The following is a 21,941-nucleotide window of genomic DNA, read 5'->3' on the forward strand; positions in this document are numbered from 1 at the left end:
ATCCACACCGGGGTCGGCCGCGGGTGGTCCCTGCGTCCCTAGGCCAGCGGAACGATGTCGTCGACGCCCATCCGGGCACTGTCTGCCGACACGTCGTCGGGCTGCTCCTGGCTGAGCCGTTCAGCTTCCACGCGGGCCAGATAATGCTTCACCTCGCGTTCCACCTGGGCCTCGCTCCAGCCCAGGATCGGTGCCATCAGGTTGGCGACCACCGGCGCGGCCGAGACGCCGCGGTCCCAGGCCTCGATGGAGATCCGGGTCCGGCGCGTGAGCACATCGTGGATGTGCCGGGCTCCCTCGTGCGTGGTCGCATAGACCACTTCGGCCGCCAGGTAGTCGTCTGCGCCCGGCAGCGGTTCGGCCAGCTCGGGACGATCGGTGATGATGTCCAGCACGTCGCCGGCCATGGAGCCGAAGCGGTTGAGCAGGTGCTCCACCCGGGCCACGTGGATGCCCGTCCGGTCGGCGGTGCGGCTGCGTTGGTTCCACGCTGCCTTGAAACCGGACGCGCCGAGCAGCGGGATGCTGTCGGTGCAGCTGGGCGGCACACGCTCGTCCAGCGCCCGGGCCGCTTCGTCCACGGCATCCCTGGCCATCACCCGGTAGGTGGTGTATTTGCCGCCGGCCACCACCACCAGGCCGGGGACCGGGTGCGCCACCACGTGTTCGCGCGAGAGCTTGGCGGTGGAATCGTTTTCGCCGGCCAGCAGCGGCCGGAGGCCGGCGTAGACGCCTTCGACGTCTTCCCGGGTGAGCGGCCGCTGCAGCACTTGGTTGACACGTTCCAGCAGGTAGTCGATGTCCTTGGACGAGGCCGCCGGATGGGCCTTGTCCAAATTCCAGTCCGTGTCCGTGGTGCCGATGATCCAGTGCCGGCCCCAGGGAATCACGAAGAGCACGGATTTTTCTGTGCGCAGGATCAGTCCGACCGTGGACTGGAACCGGTCCCGCGGCACCACCAAATGGATTCCCTTGGACGCGCGGACGCTCAACTGGCCGCGTTCGGTCACCATCGCTTGGGTTTCGTCGGTCCACACCCCGGTGGCATTGACCACCTGCTTGGCCCGGATATCGAACTCGCTGCCGTCCTCCTGGTTGCGCACCCGGGCGCCGACCACGCGTTCGCCCTCGCGCAGGAAGTCGATGACCGCCAACCGGTTGACCGCCTGCGCCCCGAAAGCGGCGGCGGTGCGGACCAGGTTCACCACCAGCCGGGCATCGTCCACCTGCGCATCGTAGTAGCGGACGGACCCCACCATGGCGTCCTTCTTCAGGCTGGGTGCCGCCCGGAGGGTCCCGCGCCGGGACAAATGTTTGTGGAAGGGCACGCCGCGTCCGCGCCCCGTGGCCGCCGCCAAGGCGTCGTACAAGGCCACGCCCGCGCCCACGTAGGGCCGCTCCACGAACCGTTTGGTCAGCGGATACAGGAACGGCACCGGCCGCACCAGGTGCGGGGCAATGCGCTCCAGCAGCAGCCCGCGTTCCTGCAGCGCCTCACGCACCAAGGCGAAGTCCAGCATCTCCAGATAGCGCAGCCCTCCGTGGATCAATTTGGAAGACCGCGACGACGTTCCCGAGGCCCAGTCCCGCGCCTCCACGATGCCCACGTCCAGCCCGCGGGTCACCGCGTCCAATGCCGCGCCGGCACCGACCACGCCTCCACCGACGATCAGCACGTCCAGTTCCGCGCCGCGCTCCACAGTGGCGCGCAAGGCGGCGAGCGACTGCTCGCGGCTTGCTGGGCTCAGGGCACCGGTGGTCATCGCGTCAGCCTTCCATGATCGGGATCAGTCGCCGGGCTGGATCGGTGCCAGCACCACTTCGCAGCGCTGGAACTCCTTCAGGTCCGAATACCCGGTGGTGGCCATCGACCGGCGCAGCGCTCCCACCAGGTTGGAGGTGCCGTCCGTGTGGTTCGACGGTCCGTGCAGCACCCGTTCCAGCGGACCCACGGTGCCCACGTTCACGCGGTCTCCGCGCGGCAGCTCGTCGTGGTGGGCCTCCTGGCCCCAGTGCCAACCGCGGCCGGGCGCTTCTTCGGCCCGGGCCAGCGCGGAACCGAGCATGACGGCGTCGGCGCCCATGGCGATGGCCTTGACGATGTCGCCGCTGAAGCCCAGTCCGCCGTCGGCAATCACATGCACATAGCGGCCGCCGGATTCATCCATGTAGTCCCGCCGTGCGGCAGCCACATCGGAAATCGCCGAAGCCATCGGTGCGTGGATGCCCAGCGCCCGGCGCGTGGTGGTGGTCGCTCCCCCGCCGAAGCCCACCAGTACGCCGGCCGCGCCGGTCCGCATCAGGTGCAGGGCCGGCGTGTAGCCGGCCGCGCCGCCGACGATCACCGGCACATCCAGCTCGTAGATGAACTGCTTCAAGTTCAGCGGCTCCTGCGTCTTGGACACATGCTCTGCAGAAACCGTGGTGCCGCGGATCACGAAGATGTCCACGCCGGCGGCCAGCACCGTCTTGTAGTGCTCCTGCGTGCGCTGCGGGGTCAGCGAGCCCGCCACGGTGACACCGGCCTCGCGGATCTCGGCCAGGCGGGACGTGATCAATTCCGGCTGGACCGGCGCCGAGTAAAGCTCCTGCATCCGCTTGGTGGCGGCCGGGCTGAAATTCTCCGTGCCGAGGTCGCTGATTTCATCCAGCACCGGCATGGGATCCTCGTACCGGGTCCACAATCCTTCGAGATTAAGCACGCCGAGGCCGCCCAGCTTGCCCAGGGCAATGGCGGTGGCCGGGGACATCACCGAGTCCATCGGCGCGGCGATCACCGGAGCGTCGAACTTGTACGCGTCGATCTGCCAGCTGACCGAGACGTCCTTCGGATCGCGCGTACGGCGCGACGGGATGATCGCCACGTCATCGAGGGAGTAGGCTCGGCGCCCACGCTTGCCACGGCCAATTTCAATCTCGTAAGTCACGGCTCTAGGTTATCCCACTGCTGGAACGCTTCACCGTTTGTACGGGCCGTGATCGGTCTTTCGCCGGCCGTGGCGTCGGCTGCCGGGCTACCCTCTATCGACTGCTGGCGTCGTGCCAGCGCTGGCGGTACGCTCAACCTGCCGCACGGCAGGCAAGCGCGCCGGACCCCCAGTCTCTTCAATGGTTGCGCCGGCCGGCCGCAGGCAGCCGGAGCGGGAAGTGGGCAGTCATGGGAGGAAGAAACCGGCAATCCGTTGAGCGCACACGAGGGTTGGCGGGTGGCTTGGCCTCCGCCCTGTGTTTTGGCATCGCTGGGCTGATCTGGTCCCTGCCCTCCCTGCGTTCGCGCCGGTTGCGGAGGGCCGCCTCCTGTACCGTTTGCGCTTTCCACCAGCGAGCGCGCGGTATTGCCGTCTTTGTAGTGGCCGCCCTCCTCGTCGCGGGGGCTGGAGCCCGCCTGCTGGAGGGACTCTCCCCGCAGATCGTCTGCCACAGCCACATCACTGCCGACGGGCAGATCAAGCCCGAGCCGAGGCTGCAGATTTTGCCGCCGACTCCTTGGCGCATCACCCGCAATTTCCTGGTCGCCCCGATCAGCGGCGTCGGAGTCCTGACCGGGCACAGCCTTGATATGGAATCGTGCTCGGGACCATCCCTGTTGGTCATGTTCTGGCACCCGCCGCGAACCAGCGGTGGCGGGACGATGCTCGGCGACGTGTTCGTTGCGTGGATGCCGCCGGTAGCACCATGGGGCCCCTTGAGCGTCTACGGGTATGGCATCGGCGACGAGGGCCAGTACGTCCGCTACGGCCCGAACTTTTCCCAAAGCCGGACTGAGGAGGAGAATCTCGCCAGGCATGAGTCGCGGCACGTCGACCAGTGGGCCGTCGGCACCGTGCTCGCCGGCCCGTTCGCCTTTCCGGCCGCGTACATCATCGACGGTGCACTGTTTCCCTCCTCACGCAATCACTTCGAGCGAGCCGCCGGGTTGGCCGAGGGGGCGTATCCGCCCGCGCCGGATAACTGGCCGGCGCCGCGCTGGCCCGACCTTGCCGCCATCGTGATCATCGCGTTTGTGTTCTTCAGACGTCGACTCCGCTGGCTCACCCGCGTCGCGGTCCGTGGCCGCTTGCACGCCGGCGACCACGCGCCAATGCGCTGTCCCGTCCATACCCGTGGATGGTCTCAACCCGTCGGCACGCACCCCGTGCCGTCGCCGCCCGGCTGAGCGCCCGGGCCGACCGCCCCGGCTCATTACCCCGGGCGCGCAGCCGCGCCTGCATCAAGAACGACGGCGCCGCTCCCCTGGCGTGGGGAACAGCGCCGTCGTGCGCTGAGGGGCTGGCTACCGTTTGTAGTTCGGTGCTTCCACCGTCATCATGATGTCGTGCGGGTGGGATTCCTTCAGGCCAGCCGCGGTGATCCGGACAAACTTGCCCTTGGCCTTCAGCTCGGCAATGTTGCGCGCGCCGGTGTAGAACATGGTCTGACGCAACCCTCCGACCAGCTGGTGCGCCACGGCCGACAGCGGTCCGCGGTACGGCACCTGGCCTTCAATGCCTTCCGGGATCAGCTTTTCGTCGTCCGGCACATCGGCCTGGAAGTAGCGGTCCTTGGAGAAGGAGGTGTTCTTGCCGCGGGTCTGCATGGCACCCAAGGAGCCCATGCCGCGGTAGGCCTTGAACTGCTTGCCGTTGACGAACACCAGGTCGCCCGGGGACTCGGCGGCCCCGGCCAGCAACGAGCCCAGCATGACGGTGTCGGCGCCGGCGACGAGGGCCTTGCCGATGTCGCCGGAGTGCTGCAGTCCGCCGTCGGCAATCACCGGGATGCCGGCAGGGATGGCTGCCTTGGCCGACTCGTAGATCGCGGTGATCTGCGGGACGCCCACACCGGCCACCACGCGGGTCGTGCAGATGGAGCCGGGGCCCACACCCACCTTGATGGCGTCGGCACCGGCGTCGACCAGAGCCTGCGCACCCTCGCGGGTGGCTGCCTGGCCGCCGATCACGTCCACGTGGGCCGCGGCCGGATCCTTCTTGAGCCGGGCGATCATGTCCAGCACGCCCTGGCTGTGGCCGTTGGCGGTGTCCACCACCAGCACGTCCACGCCGGCCTCGATCATGGTCATCGCACGCTCGTAGCCGTCGCCGAAGAAGCCGACGGCGGCGCCGACGCGCAGCCGGCCGTCGTCGTCCTTGGTAGCCAGCGGGTACTGCTCAGCCTTGTCGAAGTCCTTAACCGTGATGAGGCCCTGCAGAATGCCGGCGTCGTCCACCAGCGGCAGCTTTTCGATCCGGTTCTTGCCCAGCAGTTCGATCACGTCGGGGCGGCTGATGCCGACCCTGCCGGTGATCAGCGGCATGGAGGTCATAACCTCGTGCACCTTGGTGGTCGGGTAGTCGGCGCGGGGCACAAAGCGGGTGTCGCGGTTGGTGCAGATACCCAACAGCTTGCCCTCGGAGTCCACCACGGGCAGCCCGGAGACGCGGTAGTTGAAGCAGAGCTCGTCCAGTTCGGCCAGCGTGGCATCCGGTGCGATGGTCACCGGGTTGGTGATCATGCCGGATTCGCTGCGCTTAACCCGGTCCACGTGCTCGGCCTGGTCCGTGATGGAGAGATTGCGGTGGATGACGCCCAGTCCGCCCTGGCGGGCCATCGCGATGGCCATCCGGGACTCGGTCACGGTGTCCATGGCGGCGGAGAGCAGCGGGGTCTGCACGGTGATGCGGCGGGTCAGGCGTGAGCTGGTGTCGGCCTCGGACGGAATGACATCAGTGGGGCCGGGCAACAGGAGAACGTCGTCGTACGTCAGACCCTCGAAAGCGAACGGATTGAATTCTTCGGACACTGCAGGGCCTTTCGAGCGATACCGGTGGCGGCCTCCGGGCACGGTCCCTGAGACCGGCTCTTGAGGTTGATTACATCCTAAACGTTTCCGGCGCACCCGGTATTTCTGCCCGCTGCGGATGTGGTGGAGGTAACGGTCACGGCGGGCAGCACAAAGGGGACCAGGCTTGGCCTGATCCCCTCTGTGCTGCTGAAACCGGCGGATCTCCGCGCGGCGACCCTGCGGCTGTTAGTGCTGGTGGTTGTGCTCGTCCTCGTCGGCCGGCTTCTCCACGACCAAGGTTTCGGTGGTCAGCACCAGGGCTGCGATCGAGGCTGCATTGCGCAGCGCCGAGCGGGTCACCTTCACCGGGTCGATGACGCCGGCGGCGAACAGGTCCTCGTATTCGCCGGTGGCGGCGTTGAAGCCGTTGTTGACGTCCAGTTCGCCCACCTTGGAGACGACGACCATGCCCTCGTAGCCGGCGTTTTCGGCGATCCAGCGCAGCGGCTGGACCAGCGCACGGCGGACCAGGCCGACGGCGGTGGCTGCATCGCCTTCAAGCGCCAGCACGTTGGGGTCGGTGTCCAGAGCCTGGGATGCGTGCACCAGGGCGGAACCGCCACCGGCAACGATGCCCTCTTCCAAAGCAGCGCGGGTGGAGGACACTGCGTCCTCAATCCGGTGCTTCTTCTCCTTCATTTCGACCTCGGTGGCGGCGCCGACCTTGATCACGCCGATACCGCCAGCCAGCTTGGCCAGGCGTTCCTGCAGCTTCTCGCGGTCCCAATCGGAATCGGTGCGCAGCACCTCTGCCTGCAGCTGGGCCACACGGTCCGCCACGTCGGCGTCGGAACCGGCGCCGTCCACAATGGTGGTGTTGTCCTTGGTGACGGTGATCCGGCGGGCGGTACCGAGTACCTCGAGGCCTACCTGGTCCAGTTTCAGACCAAGGTCAGCGGACACCACCTGGGCGCCGGTGAGCACCGCGATGTCCTGCAGCATGGCCTTGCGGCGGTCGCCGAAGCCAGGCGCCTTCACCGCGGCAACGTTGAGCGTGCCGCGGATCTTGTTGACCACCAGGGTGGACAGGGCTTCGCCGTCGATGTCTTCGGCGATGATGAACAGCGGCTTGTTGGCCTGCAGCACCTTCTCCAACAGCGGCAGGAACTCCTGCACCGTGGAGATCTTGCCCTGGGAGATCAGGATCAGCGCATCCTCGAGGACGGCCTCCTGACGCTCCTGGTCGGTGACGAAGTACTGCGACAGCAGTCCCTTGTCGAACTGCATTCCTTCAGTGAGCACCAGTTCGGTGTCCATGCTGGAAGCTTCTTCGATGGTGATGACGCCGTCTTTGCCCACCTTGTCGAAGGCCTCGGCCAGCAGTTGGCCGACCTCGGGGCTCTGGGCAGAGATGGTGGCAACCTCGGCCACCTTGTCCTCGACCTCGCGGGCGTTCTCCAGCAGGCGTGCGGCAACGGCTTCGACCGCTACCTCAATGCCGCGCTTGAGAGCTCCCGGTGCGGCCCCGGCGGCCACGTTGCGCAGGCCTTCCTTAACCAGGGCCTGGGCCAGCACGGTAGCGGTAGTGGTGCCGTCGCCGGCGACGTCATTGGTCTTGGTGGCGACTTCCTTGGCCAACTGCGCGCCAAGGTTCTCGTAGGGATTGTCGAGCTCCACCTCGCGGGCGATGGTCACGCCGTCATTGGTGATCGTGGGAGCGCCCCACTTCTTGTCCAGGACCACATTGCGGCCGCGCGGGCCGAGGGTGACCTTGACGGTATTGGCGAGCTTGTCGACGCCGGCTTCCAGCGCCTTGCGGGCCGCGTCGTTGAACTCCAACTGCTTTGCCATGAATTTGTTCCTTTCACGCGAAATGCCCCGGTTGCGCTGCAACACAGCGGCAGCCGGGGCATTTCGGTTGTCCGTGGTTCCGGCTGCGGGCGTCGACTGCGCGCGCCCGAGCCGCCGGACTCAGCTGATGGGCCTTACTTGGTGACGATGGCCAGTACGTCGCGGGCGGAGAGCACCAGGTACTCTTCGCCGCCGACCTTGACCTCGGTTCCGCCGTACTTCGAGTAGATGACTACGTCACCCTCGGCTACGTCAACGGGAACCCGGTTGCCATTGTCATCGACGCGGCCGGGGCCGATCGCGACAACTTTGCCTTCCTGCGGCTTTTCCTTGGCGGTGTCCGGGATAACCAGGCCGGAGGCCGTGGTCTGCTCTGCTTCGAGCGGCTGGACAACAATACGATCCTCAAGAGGCTTAATGGAGACCGACACTCGGCTCTCTCCTTTTCATGAGCTACGAATAGGTTGGCCAAGGAGATGTCTGCCGTCGTCGCGGTGCCGGCAGGCGGTTCCTTGTATTAGCACCCGCACGGGGAGAGTGCTAACAGCGACTCTATGAGACGGGTTAGCACTCGGTCAAGGCGAGTGCCAGCGAGGCGCCGATTTCACCTCTTGCCGACAGGCATGTGACACCACGAGGCGTTCCGGACCTCCGCGCCAAGTTGCGTAAGGCTTACCTAACCCGGTAGCTTTCACAGTGCGCGCAAATAGCAAACGTTTATGTTGCCTAATGCCGGTTCCCTCTCGGGGCCCGGATTGACGAACGATGGAGTGTCAGTGAAAAAGCCCCTGAAGTCCGGCCTGATGGTCGTGACCGCAGCCGTTTCCATGCTCGCTCTGAGCGCGTGCGGTCAGCAGACCGATGCCGCAGCAGGCGCAGACGCAGAGACGATCAGCGTTGAACATGCCTCAGGAACCACCGACGTGCCGGTGAACCCGGAGACCGTCTACACCTTCGACCTGGGCGTGCTGGACAGCTTGACCGCCCTGGGGGTCGAGGTGGACGGCGTCCCGGAGGCCGTGTTCCCCGAGTCACTGGCGCAGTACGGCGAAGACAGCTATACCAAGATCGGCTCCATGAAGGAACCCGACTTCGAGGCGATCAGCGAGGGTGCACCGGATCTAATCATCATCTCCGGCCGTACCGCCGAGGCCTACGGTGAACTGAGCAAGATCGCCCCGACCATCGATCTGAGCGTCGACACCGCCGCACCGGTCGAGAGCTTCAAGGAAGTCACCACCACGCTCGGCGAAATCTTCGGCAAGGAAGCCGAAGTCGACGCAAAGCTTTCTGCCCTCGACACCAAGATCGAGGACACCAAGGCCGAAGCTGCCGACGCCGGCACCGGCTTGGTCGTGATGACCAGCGGCGGCGAGATGACTGCCTACGGCGCCGGATCCCGCTTCGGCATTGTCCACGATGTCCTGGGCGTGCAGCCCGCCGCCGACGTGAAGTCCGAGGGCCCGCACGGCGAGGCGATCTCGCACGAATTCATCGCGAAAACCAACCCGGACCACCTGTTCGTGATCGACCGCGACTCGGCTATCGGTGAATCCGGCGAGGCGGCCTCGGCGGTTCTGGACAACGAACTGGTCAACGGCACCAAGGCGGCCAAGAACGACAGCATCACCTATCTGGATTCAGCCTCCTGGTACCTGGTGGGCTACGGCCTGAATAACACGGACGCCATGATCAGCGCCGTCCAGGCAGCCGTTACGAAGTAGCACCCCGTAAGGCCGCCGGCAGGTTCGCCGGCGGCCTGCGCGGTGGTCCGTCCTATGGCTTCCTCCACGATTTCCACTCCAGCACCGGCTCCGGTTGCCGCCGTCGCCCGGCGTGCCCGCCCCCGGGGATCCGGTGCGCAGCTCGCCTGGGCGGGCGCCGCCGTCGTTATTTTGGCTTGTGCCAGCATGTTCGTGGGGGTCAGCGATGTCTCCCTGCCGGCACTGCTGTCCGGTGACCAGTCCGCCTGGGACATCTTCTGGATCAGCCGGCTGCCGCGGACCCTGTCCGTGGTCCTGGCCGGTGCAGCACTGGGCATCGCCGGGCTGATCATGCAGCTGATGGCGCGGAACAAATTCGTGGAGCCGTCCACCGTGGGAACCGTGGAGTCGGCTTCGCTGGGCATCCTGGTAGTCACGGTGGCAGTCCCCGGCGCTTCACTGCTGGCCAAGATGTCGGTGGCCACCGTGTTCGCTGCGGCAGGAACCGGGCTGTTCCTGCTGGTGTTGCGCCGGATCCCGCTGCGCAACACGCTGATCGTGCCGCTGGTGGGCATCATGCTGGGCGGCGTGATCGCGGCCGTCACCACCTTCTTTGCCTACCGGTACGACCTGCTGCAGTCGCTGAACAGCTGGATGATCGGAGACTTTTCCGGCGTGCTGCGCGGCCGCTACGAGCTGCTCTGGATCGTTGCGGTCCTGGCGGTGGTCGGCTATCTCTGCGCGGACCGGTTCACCATGGCCGGCATGGGCCAAGAATTCTCCACCAACCTCGGGCTGAACTACGGCCGTGTGATGACGCTGGGACTGGTCATCGTCTCGCTGATTAGCGCTGTGGTTGTGGTCAACGTCGGCGCCATTCCCTTCCTCGGCCTGGTGGTGCCCAACCTGGTATCGCTGGTGTTCGGCGACAGCGTCCGACGCGCGGTCCCCTGGGTGGCCGTGTTCGGTGCCGGCTTCGTCCTGCTCTGCGACATCATTGGCCGCACCATCCGGTTCCCCTACGAGATTCCCGTGGGCGTGATTGTCTCCGCCGTGGGCAGCGCCATTTTCCTGTACCTGCTGTTGAGGACCCGCAAGAATGGCTGACACCGTTCTGCCCGCCGCACTGACGCAGCATAAGCGCCGCACCGTCAAGACCGTCCGGCCGCGGACGTGGATCATCCTGCTGGGACTGCTCACTGCCGTCCTGGTCGCCGTGTTCATGACCATCGATTTGCGCGGCAACCTCGGCTACATCCTCCCCCGGCGGGCCATCAAGATCGGGTCGATGCTGCTGGTGGCGTACGCCGTGGGCGTGTCCACGGTGTTGTTCCAGACAGTGACCGCCAACCGGATCCTGACGCCGTCGATCATGGGGTTCGACGCCCTGTACATGCTGATCCAGACCGGGCTGACGTTCGCCATCGGCGGCCAGGCGCTGCTGAGCATGGGTGCACCTGCGCGCTTCGTGATCGAAGTGATGCTAATGGTCGCGTTCTCCTTCCTGCTCTACCGCTGGCTGTTTACCGGCGGCGGCAAGAGCCTGCACTTGATGCTGCTGGTGGGCATCGTTTTCGGCACGATGTTCCGCGGTATCTCCTCGTTGCTACAACGTCTGATCGACCCGAGCGAATTCATCATCCTGCAGGATCTGTTCTTCGCCAGCTTCAACAACGTGGATGGCCTGCTGCTGGCCGTCTCGGCGCTGGCAGTTGCCGCCGCCAGCATCCCCGTCTGGCGGATGCGCCGGGAGCTGGATGTGCTGGCGCTGGGACGGGACACCGCTCTGAACCTGGGCGTGAACCACCGGCGGGCCGTCACCAAGGTGTTGATGGTCTGCGCCGTTCTGGTGGCCGTCTCCACCGCGCTGGTGGGTCCGATTACCTTCTTCGGGCTGCTGGTGGCCAATCTGGCGTACCTGCTCTGCTCACATTTCCGCCACATCTCTGTGCTGCCCATCGCCGTGCTGCTGGGCGCCATCGCACTGGTCGGCGGCCAGTTGGTGCTTGAGCAGGTGTTCAGCTTCGACACCGCGCTGAGCATTGTCATTGAGTTTGCGGGCGGCCTCCTGTTTATCGCCCTGCTGTTGAAAGGCTCCGTCAAATGATCCACGTCTCCGGCGTCTCTAAGACCTACGGCACGCAGACGGTGGTGGACGATGTCAGCTGCTACATCAAAGACGGCGGCATCACCTCGATCATCGGTCCCAACGGGGCGGGCAAGTCCACGCTGCTGTCCATGGTCTCCCGGCTGCTGCCGATGGATGCCGGAGCCGTCACCATCGACGGCCTGGACGTCAGCAAGACCGCAGGCAAGGAACTGGCCCGCAAGATGGCCATCCTGCGACAGGACAACCAGCTGACAGTGCGGCTGACCGTCCGGGATCTGGTGGGCTTCGGCCGTTTCCCGCACAACAACGGCCGGCCGACCGTCAACGACAAGGCCCACATCGAACAGGCCCTGGAGTACCTGGACCTGACCTCGATGGCGGACAAGTTCGTGGACGAGCTCTCCGGCGGCCAGCGCCAGCGCGCTTTCATTGCCATGGTCCTGGCGCAGGACACCGACTACTTGCTGCTGGACGAGCCGCTGAACAACCTGGACATGAAGCACGCGGTGGAAATGATGCGGCTGCTGCGCCGGCTCACCGATGAGCTGGGCAAGACCGTGGTGCTGGTGATTCACGACATCAACTTCGCCTCCTGCTATTCCGACTCCATCATCGCCATGCGCTCCGGCCGGCTGGTCCACCAGGGCCCGCCGGCGCAGATCATGCATCCCGAGGTGCTGCGCGATGTCTACGAGATCGACATCCGGATTGAGGAGATCGAGGGCAACCGGATCGGCGTCTACTTCGCCTGACCGCGGCCCGGCGGGCGTAGCCAGCTGGGTGCTGAGCGGCGGGCGCAAGCGGCCGCCGCCCCGTCACTGCTTCAGGACCGCAAGGACGTTGCCGGCCGGGTCCTTGAACCAGGCGATGTCCGGGCCGTTGCCGCGCATGATGCCCTTGTCATCGGTGGGGAGATCGGGATTGTCGTAGATCTTGGTCTGCACCCCGCGGTCGTTGAGCTCGGCAACTGCGGCTTCGACGTCCTCGACGGCGAAGTTCAGGATGGTGAACGTGGCCGGCTGGTGGTCCGGCTTCGGGTACATCATCACTTTGGCGCCACCCGGCAGGCTCAGTTCGACGGTGCCCATCGGACCGTCGGCTACGTCGAGCCCCAGAGTCCCGTTGTAGAACTGTTTGGCGGCAGCGGTGTCATTGACGCTAAAGCCGCTGAAAACCTGTGTGGGAGTAAATCCAACGCTGTTCATGGCGGTCTCCTTCGCTCTGCGGGCGGGCACCTTCCAGACTGGCACAGCCGCAAGTGCGGGACCAGAGCTCCGCCCGCCAGGCCTGCGGAGCCCTCCCCCGGTGCACCGTCATGAAAGTGAAGTTGCCGCGCGTCCGTGAAACCACCATCAGGGCCCGGTAGAATCCCGGTTCATGCCTTCGCGCGGCCAGCCGGCTGGTTCCGACCCCTCTCGGTCTGCATCTTTGCGGAGCATGTCGGGCGAAGCCATCATCCTTCTGGTGGCGATTCTGGCGTCCTTCGTGGCATTCCTGGACGCTTCCGTCGTCACCGTCGCGCTGCCGGCCATTGACCGTGACCTTGGCGGAGGCCTGGCGGTACAACAGTGGGTGGTGGGCGGCTACCTGCTCTCCCTGAGCGCGCTGATCCTGGTGGCTGGCGCCCTCTCCGACGTGTTCGGCAGGGTCAGGATCCTGCGGCTGGGGCTGGTGGTCTTCGGTGTGGCCTCGCTGGCCTGTGCAGCGGCCCCGGCGGCGGTTGGGCTGGTGGCCGCACGGATTGTCCAGGGCGGGGGCGCCGCCCTGCTGGTCCCGTCTTCGCTGGCCCTGATCACCTCGACTTTCACCGGGCAGCGCCAGCACCGGGCGATCGGCGTCTGGACTGCCTGGACCGGCACGGCGTACATTGTCGGCCCGGTCCTCGGCGGCCTGCTGGTGGACACGGTGGGCTGGCGGGTTGTCTTTGCGGTGAATGTGGTGCCCATCGCCGTTACGCTCTGGCTGGTGGCCCGGCTGGCAGATCCGCCCCGACAGGAGCCGCACGCACGAATCGATCTGGCGGGCGCGTGCCTGGCCGTCGCCGGACTCGCCGGACCGGTGTTCGCGCTGATCGAGCAGCAACGGGTCGGCTGGGCAGACCCACGGGTGCTGGTCCCGCTGGCCGCCGGGCTGATCTCTCTGGTGCTCTTTCTGTGGTGGGAGCACCGTGCGCCCTACCCGATGATGCCGCTGCAGTTGTTCGGCGAGCGCAACTTCGGCGTCGGCAACATCGCCACGGCGGGGATTTATGCGGGCCTGTCCCTGGGGCTGTTCGCGCTGCCGGTCTTTCTGCAGCAGGCGGCCGGGTTCAGCGCTGCCGCGGCCGGTCTGGCGATCTTGCCAATGAGCGTTCTCTCGCTCGCGTTTGCCGCCTGGTTCGGCCGGCTCTCGGGCCGCTACGGGCCGCGCCTGTTCATGGCCGCCGGGCCGCTGCTGGCCGGGACCGGATTCCTGCTGATGATGTCAGCGCAGGAGCCCTTGGGCTTCTGGCAACAAATCCTGCCGGGCGTGCTGCTGGCGGGCTTCGGCTTGGCGGTCACCGTCTCCCCGCTGACCGCCGCGGTGCTCGGGGCGGTTGCGGCGGAACGCAGCGGAATCGCCTCCGCCGTGAACAACGCGGTGGCCCGCATCGCCGGGCTGGTGGCCATCGCAGCGGCCGGTGCCATTACCGGCGGCATGCTGGACCATGCAGGGTTCCGCCGCGCCGCCCTGGCCGCGGCGCTGCTGCTCTTTGCCGGCGGCGCGGTCTCCGCCGCTGGCATCCGCAACCGGCCCTAGGACCGTGAGGCCTACACCACGGAAAAATCGCCCGGCAGGATGGTGCGGCCGGTCAACGCCAGCAGGACCATCGCACCGTCCCCGCGTTCGGAAGCGATCTGGATGGCAAGCCGGCCGGCTTCCAGTTCCACGTCGCTGGGCAATTCGGCCACCAGGCCGCACGCACGTGACAGGTCAAGGGTGTGCACGGCCAGTTCGAAGATCCGGGTGGGCAGATAGTCGCTGAACCGCATGCCGCCGGCAGCCGTTTCAATGATCCGGTCTTCGGCCAGCGGCAGCGTGTTCTCCAGCTGGGCCAGCAGCCGGTCCACCATATCCACCGGGTGCGGCCCTAGCTCCTTGCCCGCCGCAATGGCCCGCTCGGTGACGCCGGGATCGTCGGCCAGCCCGGTGGCCAGGTAATAGTCGGCGGCAGATTCCACCTGAATTTTGGCGGCCGGACGCCCCAAGTAGGTCAGCACCGTGGACAGGGCGCGGCTGGTGTGGCCGGCCAAGGTCCTGACGGTCCAGTCATCCAGTCCGGGCGCGTTCCACGCGGTAGAGGGAACGTTGGCCAGGACTTCACGGAAATAGCGGCCCGCGGACAGGAAAGTTGCCGCCGTTGCAATCATGCGCCCATGCTACGGCCGGCGGCTGCCCGCGGCCAGCACCTCGGCGCGGCCAGGTGAGGTTCGGGCGGAATGCAGGCGCCTAGGCCAGACGCCGCATGTCCCGCTGCCACGCCGGCGCGGGGACGGCGACCTCTTCCCACAGGGCCTGCCATCCGCGGTGGACACGATTGCTGGACGCAATCAACTCGCCCAGTTCCGCTTCAATGTCCGTCTGGCAAGCATCCGTATCGATGTCGCTCCAGTCACAGGGTGTTGACATAATCCGGGCCTCCTCACAGTAAGCTTCCTTCTGATCTTACGGATGACCTGCTGATCCCGCTATGGGGAGAACTACCCATAGCCGGACAGCAGGACGGCCGCCGGCCCGCCGGGGCCGTGCGCTGGCCCCGATTGGCTGCACTAGGCTTGAATTCATGGCATCCGAGACCCACGCCGAGAGCATCGCCCCGATTCTGACGCCAGAAGGCTGGGAACTGCTGAATTCGCTCGGCCCCTACTCCGAGGCCGAGAGCCTGCACACCGGAACCGAACTGCGCAAGGCCGGCCATTCCCCCGAACTGGTCTCCGCCGCGATGACGCAATCCCGCCTGCGGGCCAAGGCCGAGGCAAAATTCGGCCCGTTCGCGGCGAAGATGCTTTTCACCCAGGCAGGACTCGAACAGGCCACCCGGCTGAACATCGCGGCCCTGCACGCCCAGCGGTTCCAGGCTGCCGGGGTGGACCACGTCGCGGACCTCGGCTGCGGAATCGGCGCGGACTCCATGGCGCTGGCCACCCTTGACCGCAGGGTCACCGCCGTCGAACGTGATGAGACCACCGCCGCGGTGGCCACCATCAACCTGATGCCCTGGCCGGACGCGACCGTGGTCAACGCCGAAGCCGAAGACGTTGACCTGACCGGGATCGACGGCGTGTGGCTGGATCCGGCACGGCGGACCACGACGACGTCGGGCACCACCAGAATCTTTGATCCGGAGGCGTTCTCGCCGCCGCTGTCCTTTGTGGAGAAGCTCGCCGACCGGGGCCTGCCGGTGGGAGTGAAGATGGGGCCGGGAATCCCCCACGACGCGCTGCCGGCGAACTGCGAGGTGCAATGGATATCCGTCAGCGGCGACGTGATTGAGGCTGCGTTGTGGTTCAACGCACTGGCCCGTCCCGGCGTGCGGCGTGCGGCCCTGGTGATTGGTGCCCGCGGCAGCGCCGAACTGACCAGCGACATCAGCTTTAATCCGGCACACCAGAACGTGGAGACCGGACCGGCCGAGGGCTACCTGTACGAGCCCGACGGCGCTGTAATCCGCGCCGGACTGGTCGCCGACCTTGCCCGCGGCCTGGACGGACATCTGCTGGATGAGCACATCGCCTACATCTGTGCCCCGCAACTGCAAGACACCCCTTTTGCCCGTGCGTACAAGGTGCTGGAGGTCAAGCCCTACAACGTCAAGAAGCTCAAGGCGTGGGTCAAGGCCAACCGGATCGGCACGCTGGAGATCAAGAAGCGCGGCACCTCGGTCACGCCGGACGAGCTGCGCAAAACCCTGCTGACCGGTTCCGGCAAAGGGCCGAACAAGGCCACGCTGGTGCTGACCCGGATGGGCCAGGACCGGGTGGCGATCGTCGTCGAGCCCATCCCGACCGCGGGTGGCCGCAACCGTGAGCGCGCGGCCCGACCCTGACGCACTAGAATCAATTCAGTGTCGCCGCCCGTTCCGCGCGAGACGTGCATCGCCGGCGGCAGCCGGTACCGCCAGATACGGAGCAGCGTTTGAATATCGATTTTGCCCAGTCCGCCCAATCTTCCTTAGGGGTCGAGTGGGAACTGGCGCTGGTGGACGCACAAACCGGCGAGCTGGTCTCCGTGGCCGAGCACGTGCTGGAGGCCGTCCGAGCCGGACACCCCGAACTGCAGGACGACGACGAGCACCCGCACGTGAAGCAGGAGTTGCTGCTGAACACGGTGGAGCTCGTCACCGGCGTCTGCCACACCGTCAGCGAGGCCAAGGCGGACCTGAGCAGTGCGCTGACAGCCGTCCGTGACGTCACGGACCCGATGGGTGTGGAGCTTTTTTGCGCCGGCAGCCACCCCTTTGCCGCACCGCGGTCGCAGCCGGTGACGGACAAGGCACGCTACGCCAAGCTGATCGACCGCACCCAGTGGTGGGGCCAGCAGATGGTGATCTACGGCGTGCATGTGCACGTCGGCCTGGATCACCGGGACAAGGCGCTGCCGGTGATGGACGGGCTGCTCAACTATTTCCCGCACTTCCAGGCGCTTTCCGCCTCTTCCCCGTTCTGGGCCGGAGAGGACACCGGGTACGCCTCGCAGCGCGCACTGATGTTCCAGCAGCTGCCCACCGCCGGGCTGCCGTTCCAGTTCCCCAGCTGGGCGCTGTACGAAGACTACGTCCAGGACATGTTCACCACCGGGGTGATCGACACCATCAGCGAGATCCGCTGGGACATCCGCCCCGTTCCCGCGCTGGGCACGATTGAGATGCGGGTCTGCGACGGGTTGTCGACGCTGCGCGACGTCGGCGCCGTCGCCGCCCTCACGCAGTGCCTGGTGGACGAATTCTCCACCGCGTTGGACAACGGCTGGGCCATCCCCACCATGCCGCCGTGGCATGTGCAGGAGAACAAGTGGCGCGCCGCCCGCTATGGTATGGACGCCATCATCATCCTCAACGCCGCCGGCAAGGAAATGTTGGTCACCGATCACCTGCGCGAGCACGTGCTGAACCGGCTGGAACCGGTGGCCCGCAAGCTCGGCTGCGCCGATGAGCTGGCAGACGTGGAGAAAATTATCGACGGCGGTGCCGGCTACCAGCGCCAGCGCCAAGTGGCTGCAGAGCACGACGGCGACCTGCGCGCCGTCGTGCTCGACGTGGTCAGCCAGCTACGCCGCAACGCCCAGTAACGGGATCGGCGCCTTCGAGCAGCGCCAAGGAAACATTTCTGCCCCCGTTCACAGCCCGGCTACCCGGCGCCGCCGGTCGTGACTGCCGCGCAGGTCGCGGTTCAGCCGCCGGTCGCCGTGGTACAGGATCGATCTGAAGTCGACTTCCTCGGCAGTCTTGGCAATCACCACCGGCTCGGCAGGCTTCGGCTTCTTGGGCTCCACGTAGAGCCAGCTGATGGTCCCCAGCGCTATGTCCACCAACGAGTTCCTGATCCCGATGTAGGAGTGGATGGCATAGCTGGCGAGGCTGGCGTTGAGGGCGGCAAAGGCCGCATTGCCCCAGTTGCCGGCCATAGCGTCCCGGTACAACGTCAGCAAAGAGAACGCCACCATCAGGTACGGGATCAGCACGTACAGGGCTGGTGCCGCCGTGCGGTCCTTGACCTTCGGCGTACGAACAAACGGAATCTTTTCGCCGGTCAACGCCTGCTGCATCGATTTGAAGACGCCGGCCAGGTTCACCGGCAGCATCACCAAGTTGAATCCGTAGATGCGGAAGATGTCGCTGAACCGGTGGCCGCAATCGCGCAGGTCGCTGCCCATGGCCAGGAAGTACGGCAAGGCCGCAACGAACACCACCGGACTCAGCAGCCGGCTGTCATACGGGTAGGCCAGCAGGAAGACCAGGCCAAAACTGGCCCAGGCGATCGAGGCCATGTAGTTCACCTTCATGAACACTTCCCGGACCAGAATCCGCTCGTGCCGGTGGCGCCGCTCCACCAGCTGCGACCACAGCTTGGGAAGGATCAACAAGCCGCCGTTCGCCCAGCGTCGCCGCTGCACCACCAGCGAGCCGAAGTCGGGCGGGGTGGCGCTATAGCTCAGCCGCTCGGGGTAGTTGGCCAGCTTCCAGCCGTGCGCCCCCAGATCGATGCTGGACTCGGTGTCTTCGATGACCGTCCGATCCTGGATGTAGGTGCGGATCTCGAAGCCGCCCACCGTCTCCACCTCGACGATGTCTTCCAGCGCCTCCTTGCGGATGACTGCGTTGGCGCCCACCCAAAAGGTGGCGCCGTAGTAGGTCATGCCTTGATGCAGGATGTGCTGGATGTCGGTGGTCGCGCCGGCCACTCGTTCAATCCGGGTGGGAGCCCCGCGGAAGGCGGAGTAGGGCGTCTGGGTGACGGCCACGCGTTCGTTGCCCGGGGACTCCAAGAAGTAAACCAGCCGCAGGCAGTAGTCGCGCAGCAGTTGTGAATCGGCGTCCAGTGTCAGCAGGTAGCGGGTGTCCGGGATATCGAGGTCCGCGTCCTCGCCCTCCGGCACCTGCCTCAGGACGGTGTCACCGGCGGCGTCCTGTGCCACCCAGCGCTGGCCCATCAGGGAGATGTACGAGTTCAGGTTCATCGCCTTGTTGGCCTCGTGCGAAAGGTTCGCGTAGCGCTTTCGCTCGAACGTCTCGGTCTTCACGCTGAACGTCCGCACCAAGCGCAGATGCAGCTCCTCAATCCGCTCGGGGGCCAGCTCAGCCGACTGTGCAGCGGCAGCCTCCAACGCCAGCAGCACCAGCCGGAGTTCGCGGGCCAGGCCCATCACCACCAGGTCCACGAAGAACTCGTCCACGTGGTCCTCGATGCGCTCGGCCTCGGCGAATTCCTCCAGCCAGACTGCAGCAGCGCTGTACTCGCTGATCAGCCGCTGCAGATCTGACGACGGCGCGTGGTCGCCCTGGCGGAACGCGGCAAGGGCGGCGAGGGCACGTCCGGCCGGCGCCTGCAGCCTGTCGCTGATCTCGGTTTGCAGGGCACGCGTGCGCTCAAGCCGTTGGATGACGGCGGGATCGGTGGGGAAGGGCGGGTCGTCCAGCAGCAGCACCACGCGCAGGTTGGGGAATTCCTGCAGCGCCGCCGACCAGAGCGTGGCACGAACGATCTCCGGCTCTTCGGCATAGGACGGCACCAGGACGGTCACCCCGTCGTCGTAGTGGGCAAAGTGGCGGTCCAACTCACCACGCGGGACGCGCTGGTGGTCGCGGAATCGGTACAAGGCACCCTGCCGTGCCAGCAAGTACATCAAGGCGGAAAACGTCAGGAACGTAACGACCGTCAGGTAGGAGGCAGCCTCCAGCTGGAACCTGAAGCCCGCACCCGGATTGTCGGCGAACTGGCGCAGGATGGTGGTGACCACGTAGACGATCCACGCCGTGACGGTGGTGATAATGCCCAGCCGTCCCAGCACGATCTTCCGTCCGGTCGGCTTGGGGTGCACGATAGACATCGGTTCCGACCGCTTCTCGGCACCCCACTGGCGGCGGCGCGGCGCAGGATCGGCGCCCGAACTGAGCGGCTCGGCTTGAGCGGCAGGCATGGTGTCCAGCATGAAAACCCCCAACAAACAGGACGAAACAGGGCAGAGCGGTAGTGCTCTGCCCTGGTGGATCCTCGCCCGGCGGAACGGACGCCGGTGCCCCATAGTCTAGGGCTGCGCGAAGTGCAATAATACAACGATTAAACGTGATTAACGCCACTCTTTCAGGCGGTGTCGCCGCGAGACGACGACCTGTTACCGTACAGACACGGGTTCCAGAGTGCGGACTCAGTAGTTGGGGGAAGCAAGCAATGTCGAAAAGATTTCCGGGCCGGCGCCTGTCTTGGCTGCGGCTTGGCGTGCTGATCACCGTAACCGCCGCGATCGTAGCCGCGGCAGGGGTCGGCTGGGGACAGTTCACTGACGCCCGCGCTGCCGCTGGCAAGGCTTCGTGGTTCGCCGGCTACGTGGACGCGACAGCTACTCCGTTCTACAGCTTCGAGACCCCCTCCAGCGACGCCGAGCGCAGCATCATCCTCTCCTTCATCGTGGCGAACCCGGAAAGTTCCTGCACGCCGTCCTGGGGCGGCTTCTACGGATTCGACGAGGCCCAGGCCACCATGGACCTGGACCGGAGGGTGGCCCGGCTGGCAGAAACGGGCGGGCACATCGGCATTTCCTTTGGCGGCCTCCTGAACAAGGAACTGGCCACCAGCTGCACGGATCCGGCCGCCCTGAAGCGGGCGTACCGCCAGGTCATTGAGCGCTACAACGTGGACACGATTGATCTGGACATCGAAGGCGACAACCTCGCGGATGCCGCGGCCGGCGAACGCCGCGCCACTGTCATGGCACAGCTGGCCGCCGAACGGGAAGCGGCCGGCCAGGACCTGGATATTTGGCTGACCCTGCCGGTCGCCCCGCACGGCCTGACCGACGAGGGCATCCGCGCGGTTGAACAAATGCTCGCGGCCAAGGTGCCCCTGGCCGGGGTCAACTTAATGACCATGGACTATGGCCAGAGCCGGCAGCCGGACCAAAGCATGCTCGATGCCTCCATCCAGGCGGCGCGGTCGGCGCACGTCCAACTCCAATCCGCCTACCGCGAGGCCGGATTGGAATCGGGCGAACGGACGGTCTGGAGCAAGATCGGCCTCACCCCGATGATCGGCCAGAACGATGTGCCCGGCGAAATCTTCACCATGGCCGACGCTGCAGGCCTCAATGCCTTCGCCTCGGAAGTCGGCATCGCCCGGATGTCCATGTGGTCACTGAACCGCGACACCACGTGCAGCGCCAATTACGGGGACGTGACCAAGGTATCGGACAGCTGCAGCGGGGTGGAGCAGCAAGGGAGCAGCTACGCGGCCGTGCTCGGCCAGAATTTGGGCGGACTGCCGCGGGCCGTCAGCGAGCCGGGCCCCGATGCCTCCGCCGGCCCTGCCCCGACAGGTCCGCCCGCTGCCTCCGCTGCCGACATCGTGGACGATCCGGCGACCAGCCCCTATCCGATCTGGAACAGCGAGGCTGCGTACGTAGCTAACGAGCGCGTCGTCTGGCACCGCAACGTCTACAAGGCCAAGTGGTGGACGCGCGGCGATGTCCCCGACGATCCCACCGCGACCGCAGAAGTGACCCCGTGGACCCTGATCGGACCGGTGCTTCCGGGCGAAACCCCGGAGCCTGTGGTTACCGCACCAGCCGGAACATTCCCGGAGTGGAAGATTAACACCATCTACCTCAAGAGCGACCGCGTCCAGCTCGAAGGCCGCGTGTTCGAGGCCAAATGGTGGACGCAGGGCGACAGCCCTGAAGCTGCCCTGCAGGGAGCTGACAGCTCGCCCTGGCTGGTCCTGACCAACGACGAAGTGGCCGCACTTCTGGCCGCCCCCGGGAAGTAACTGCAACCCGCATCGTGGAA

18 protein-coding genes are annotated in these 21,941 nt (G+C 66.2%); 9 read left to right on the plus strand and 9 right to left on the minus strand.

Annotated features, from left to right (window positions below; translation table 11 throughout):
• Positions 1-38: 38 nt before the first annotated feature.
• On the minus strand, positions 39-1,763 hold the full coding sequence (locus AC5RWX_RS04540; RefSeq protein ID WP_493940034.1) for a glycerol-3-phosphate dehydrogenase/oxidase: 1,725 nt from the start codon (positions 1,761-1,763) through the stop codon (positions 39-41).
• Between the two features lie 24 nt (positions 1,764-1,787).
• A complete protein-coding gene (locus AC5RWX_RS04545; RefSeq protein WP_493940035.1) occupies positions 1,788-2,927 on the minus strand; it encodes a GuaB3 family IMP dehydrogenase-related protein in 1,140 nt (379 codons plus the stop codon).
• Positions 2,928-3,349: 422 nt separating this feature from the next.
• On the opposite strand from AC5RWX_RS04545, the gene AC5RWX_RS04550 reads away from it, so the two are divergent.
• Positions 3,350-4,156: a hypothetical protein gene (locus AC5RWX_RS04550; RefSeq protein ID WP_493940036.1), complete on the plus strand. Its 807-nt coding sequence runs from the start codon at positions 3,350-3,352 to the stop codon at positions 4,154-4,156.
• Between the two features lie 117 nt (positions 4,157-4,273).
• On the opposite strand, the gene guaB is transcribed toward AC5RWX_RS04550, so the two are convergent.
• The 3 genes from guaB to groES all read right to left on the minus strand — a co-directional run bounded on the left by guaB (position 4,274) and on the right by groES (position 8,043).
• Positions 4,274-5,779, minus strand: coding sequence for an IMP dehydrogenase (guaB, locus tag AC5RWX_RS04555; protein WP_493940037.1), 1,506 nt, complete (start codon positions 5,777-5,779; stop codon positions 4,274-4,276).
• Between the two features lie 228 nt (positions 5,780-6,007).
• Entirely contained in the window at positions 6,008-7,612 is a 1,605-nt protein-coding gene (groL, locus tag AC5RWX_RS04560; RefSeq protein ID WP_493940038.1) for a chaperonin GroEL, read from the minus strand.
• A 134-nt stretch (positions 7,613-7,746) separates the two neighbouring features.
• On the minus strand, positions 7,747-8,043 hold the full coding sequence (gene groES, locus AC5RWX_RS04565) for a co-chaperone GroES (protein WP_127511177.1): 297 nt from the start codon (positions 8,041-8,043) through the stop codon (positions 7,747-7,749).
• A 345-nt stretch (positions 8,044-8,388) separates the two neighbouring features.
• Here groES and AC5RWX_RS04570 point away from each other — a divergent pair, with 345 nt between their 5' ends.
• From AC5RWX_RS04570 to AC5RWX_RS04585, 4 genes are read left to right on the plus strand one after another with little or no spacing between them, the layout of a single operon-like run.
• Positions 8,389-9,336, plus strand: a complete 948-nt coding sequence (locus AC5RWX_RS04570; protein WP_493940039.1) for a siderophore ABC transporter substrate-binding protein — start codon at positions 8,389-8,391, stop codon at positions 9,334-9,336.
• A gap of 54 nt (positions 9,337-9,390) precedes the next feature.
• Positions 9,391-10,422: an ABC transporter permease gene (locus AC5RWX_RS04575; RefSeq protein ID WP_493940040.1), complete on the plus strand. Its 1,032-nt coding sequence runs from the start codon at positions 9,391-9,393 to the stop codon at positions 10,420-10,422.
• The gene (locus tag AC5RWX_RS04580) at positions 10,415-11,422 is read left to right on the plus strand and encodes an iron chelate uptake ABC transporter family permease subunit (protein WP_493943579.1); all 1,008 of its coding nucleotides are present in this window, start codon (positions 10,415-10,417) and stop codon (positions 11,420-11,422) included. The genes AC5RWX_RS04575 and AC5RWX_RS04580 overlap by 8 nt, the downstream gene beginning before the upstream one ends.
• Positions 11,419-12,177 (plus strand): iron ABC transporter ATP-binding protein, encoded by a 759-nt coding sequence (locus AC5RWX_RS04585; protein WP_493940042.1) that lies wholly within the window; start codon positions 11,419-11,421, stop codon positions 12,175-12,177. Before AC5RWX_RS04580 ends, AC5RWX_RS04585 begins: the two co-directional genes overlap by 4 nt.
• Before the next feature lie 63 nt (positions 12,178-12,240).
• Here the strand turns inward: AC5RWX_RS04585 and AC5RWX_RS04590 are convergent, their stop codons facing one another.
• Positions 12,241-12,630, minus strand: coding sequence for a VOC family protein (locus AC5RWX_RS04590; protein ID WP_493940043.1), 390 nt, complete (start codon positions 12,628-12,630; stop codon positions 12,241-12,243).
• Positions 12,631-12,862: 232 nt separating this feature from the next.
• On the opposite strand from AC5RWX_RS04590, the gene AC5RWX_RS04595 reads away from it, so the two are divergent.
• Entirely contained in the window at positions 12,863-14,203 is a 1,341-nt protein-coding gene (locus tag AC5RWX_RS04595; protein WP_493940044.1) for an MFS transporter, read from the plus strand.
• A gap of 11 nt (positions 14,204-14,214) precedes the next feature.
• Here AC5RWX_RS04595 and AC5RWX_RS04600 read toward each other — a convergent pair whose 3' ends face one another.
• Positions 14,215-14,814 carry a maleylpyruvate isomerase N-terminal domain-containing protein gene (locus AC5RWX_RS04600; RefSeq protein ID WP_493940045.1) on the minus strand — a complete coding sequence of 200 codons (600 nt, stop codon included), beginning with the start codon at positions 14,812-14,814 and terminating at the stop codon, positions 14,215-14,217.
• A 79-nt stretch (positions 14,815-14,893) separates the two neighbouring features.
• Positions 14,894-15,073: a hypothetical protein gene (locus AC5RWX_RS04605; RefSeq protein WP_493940046.1), complete on the minus strand. Its 180-nt coding sequence runs from the start codon at positions 15,071-15,073 to the stop codon at positions 14,894-14,896.
• Between the two features lie 154 nt (positions 15,074-15,227).
• Between AC5RWX_RS04605 and AC5RWX_RS04610 the strand changes: the two genes are divergently transcribed.
• Positions 15,228-16,490: a THUMP-like domain-containing protein gene (locus tag AC5RWX_RS04610; RefSeq protein WP_493940047.1), complete on the plus strand. Its 1,263-nt coding sequence runs from the start codon at positions 15,228-15,230 to the stop codon at positions 16,488-16,490.
• A gap of 89 nt (positions 16,491-16,579) precedes the next feature.
• Positions 16,580-17,731 (plus strand): glutamate--cysteine ligase, encoded by a 1,152-nt coding sequence (locus AC5RWX_RS04615; RefSeq protein ID WP_493940048.1) that lies wholly within the window; start codon positions 16,580-16,582, stop codon positions 17,729-17,731.
• Positions 17,732-17,779: 48 nt separating this feature from the next.
• On the opposite strand, the gene AC5RWX_RS04620 is transcribed toward AC5RWX_RS04615, so the two are convergent.
• A complete protein-coding gene (locus AC5RWX_RS04620) occupies positions 17,780-20,080 on the minus strand; it encodes a glycosyltransferase family 2 protein (protein WP_493940049.1) in 2,301 nt (766 codons plus the stop codon).
• A gap of 251 nt (positions 20,081-20,331) precedes the next feature.
• On the opposite strand from AC5RWX_RS04620, the gene AC5RWX_RS04625 reads away from it, so the two are divergent.
• Positions 20,332-21,921: a chitinase gene (locus tag AC5RWX_RS04625; protein ID WP_493940050.1), complete on the plus strand. Its 1,590-nt coding sequence runs from the start codon at positions 20,332-20,334 to the stop codon at positions 21,919-21,921.
• Positions 21,922-21,941: the final 20 nt, after the last annotated feature.

Source organism: Arthrobacter sp. SPT-J7 (assembly GCF_059089965.1).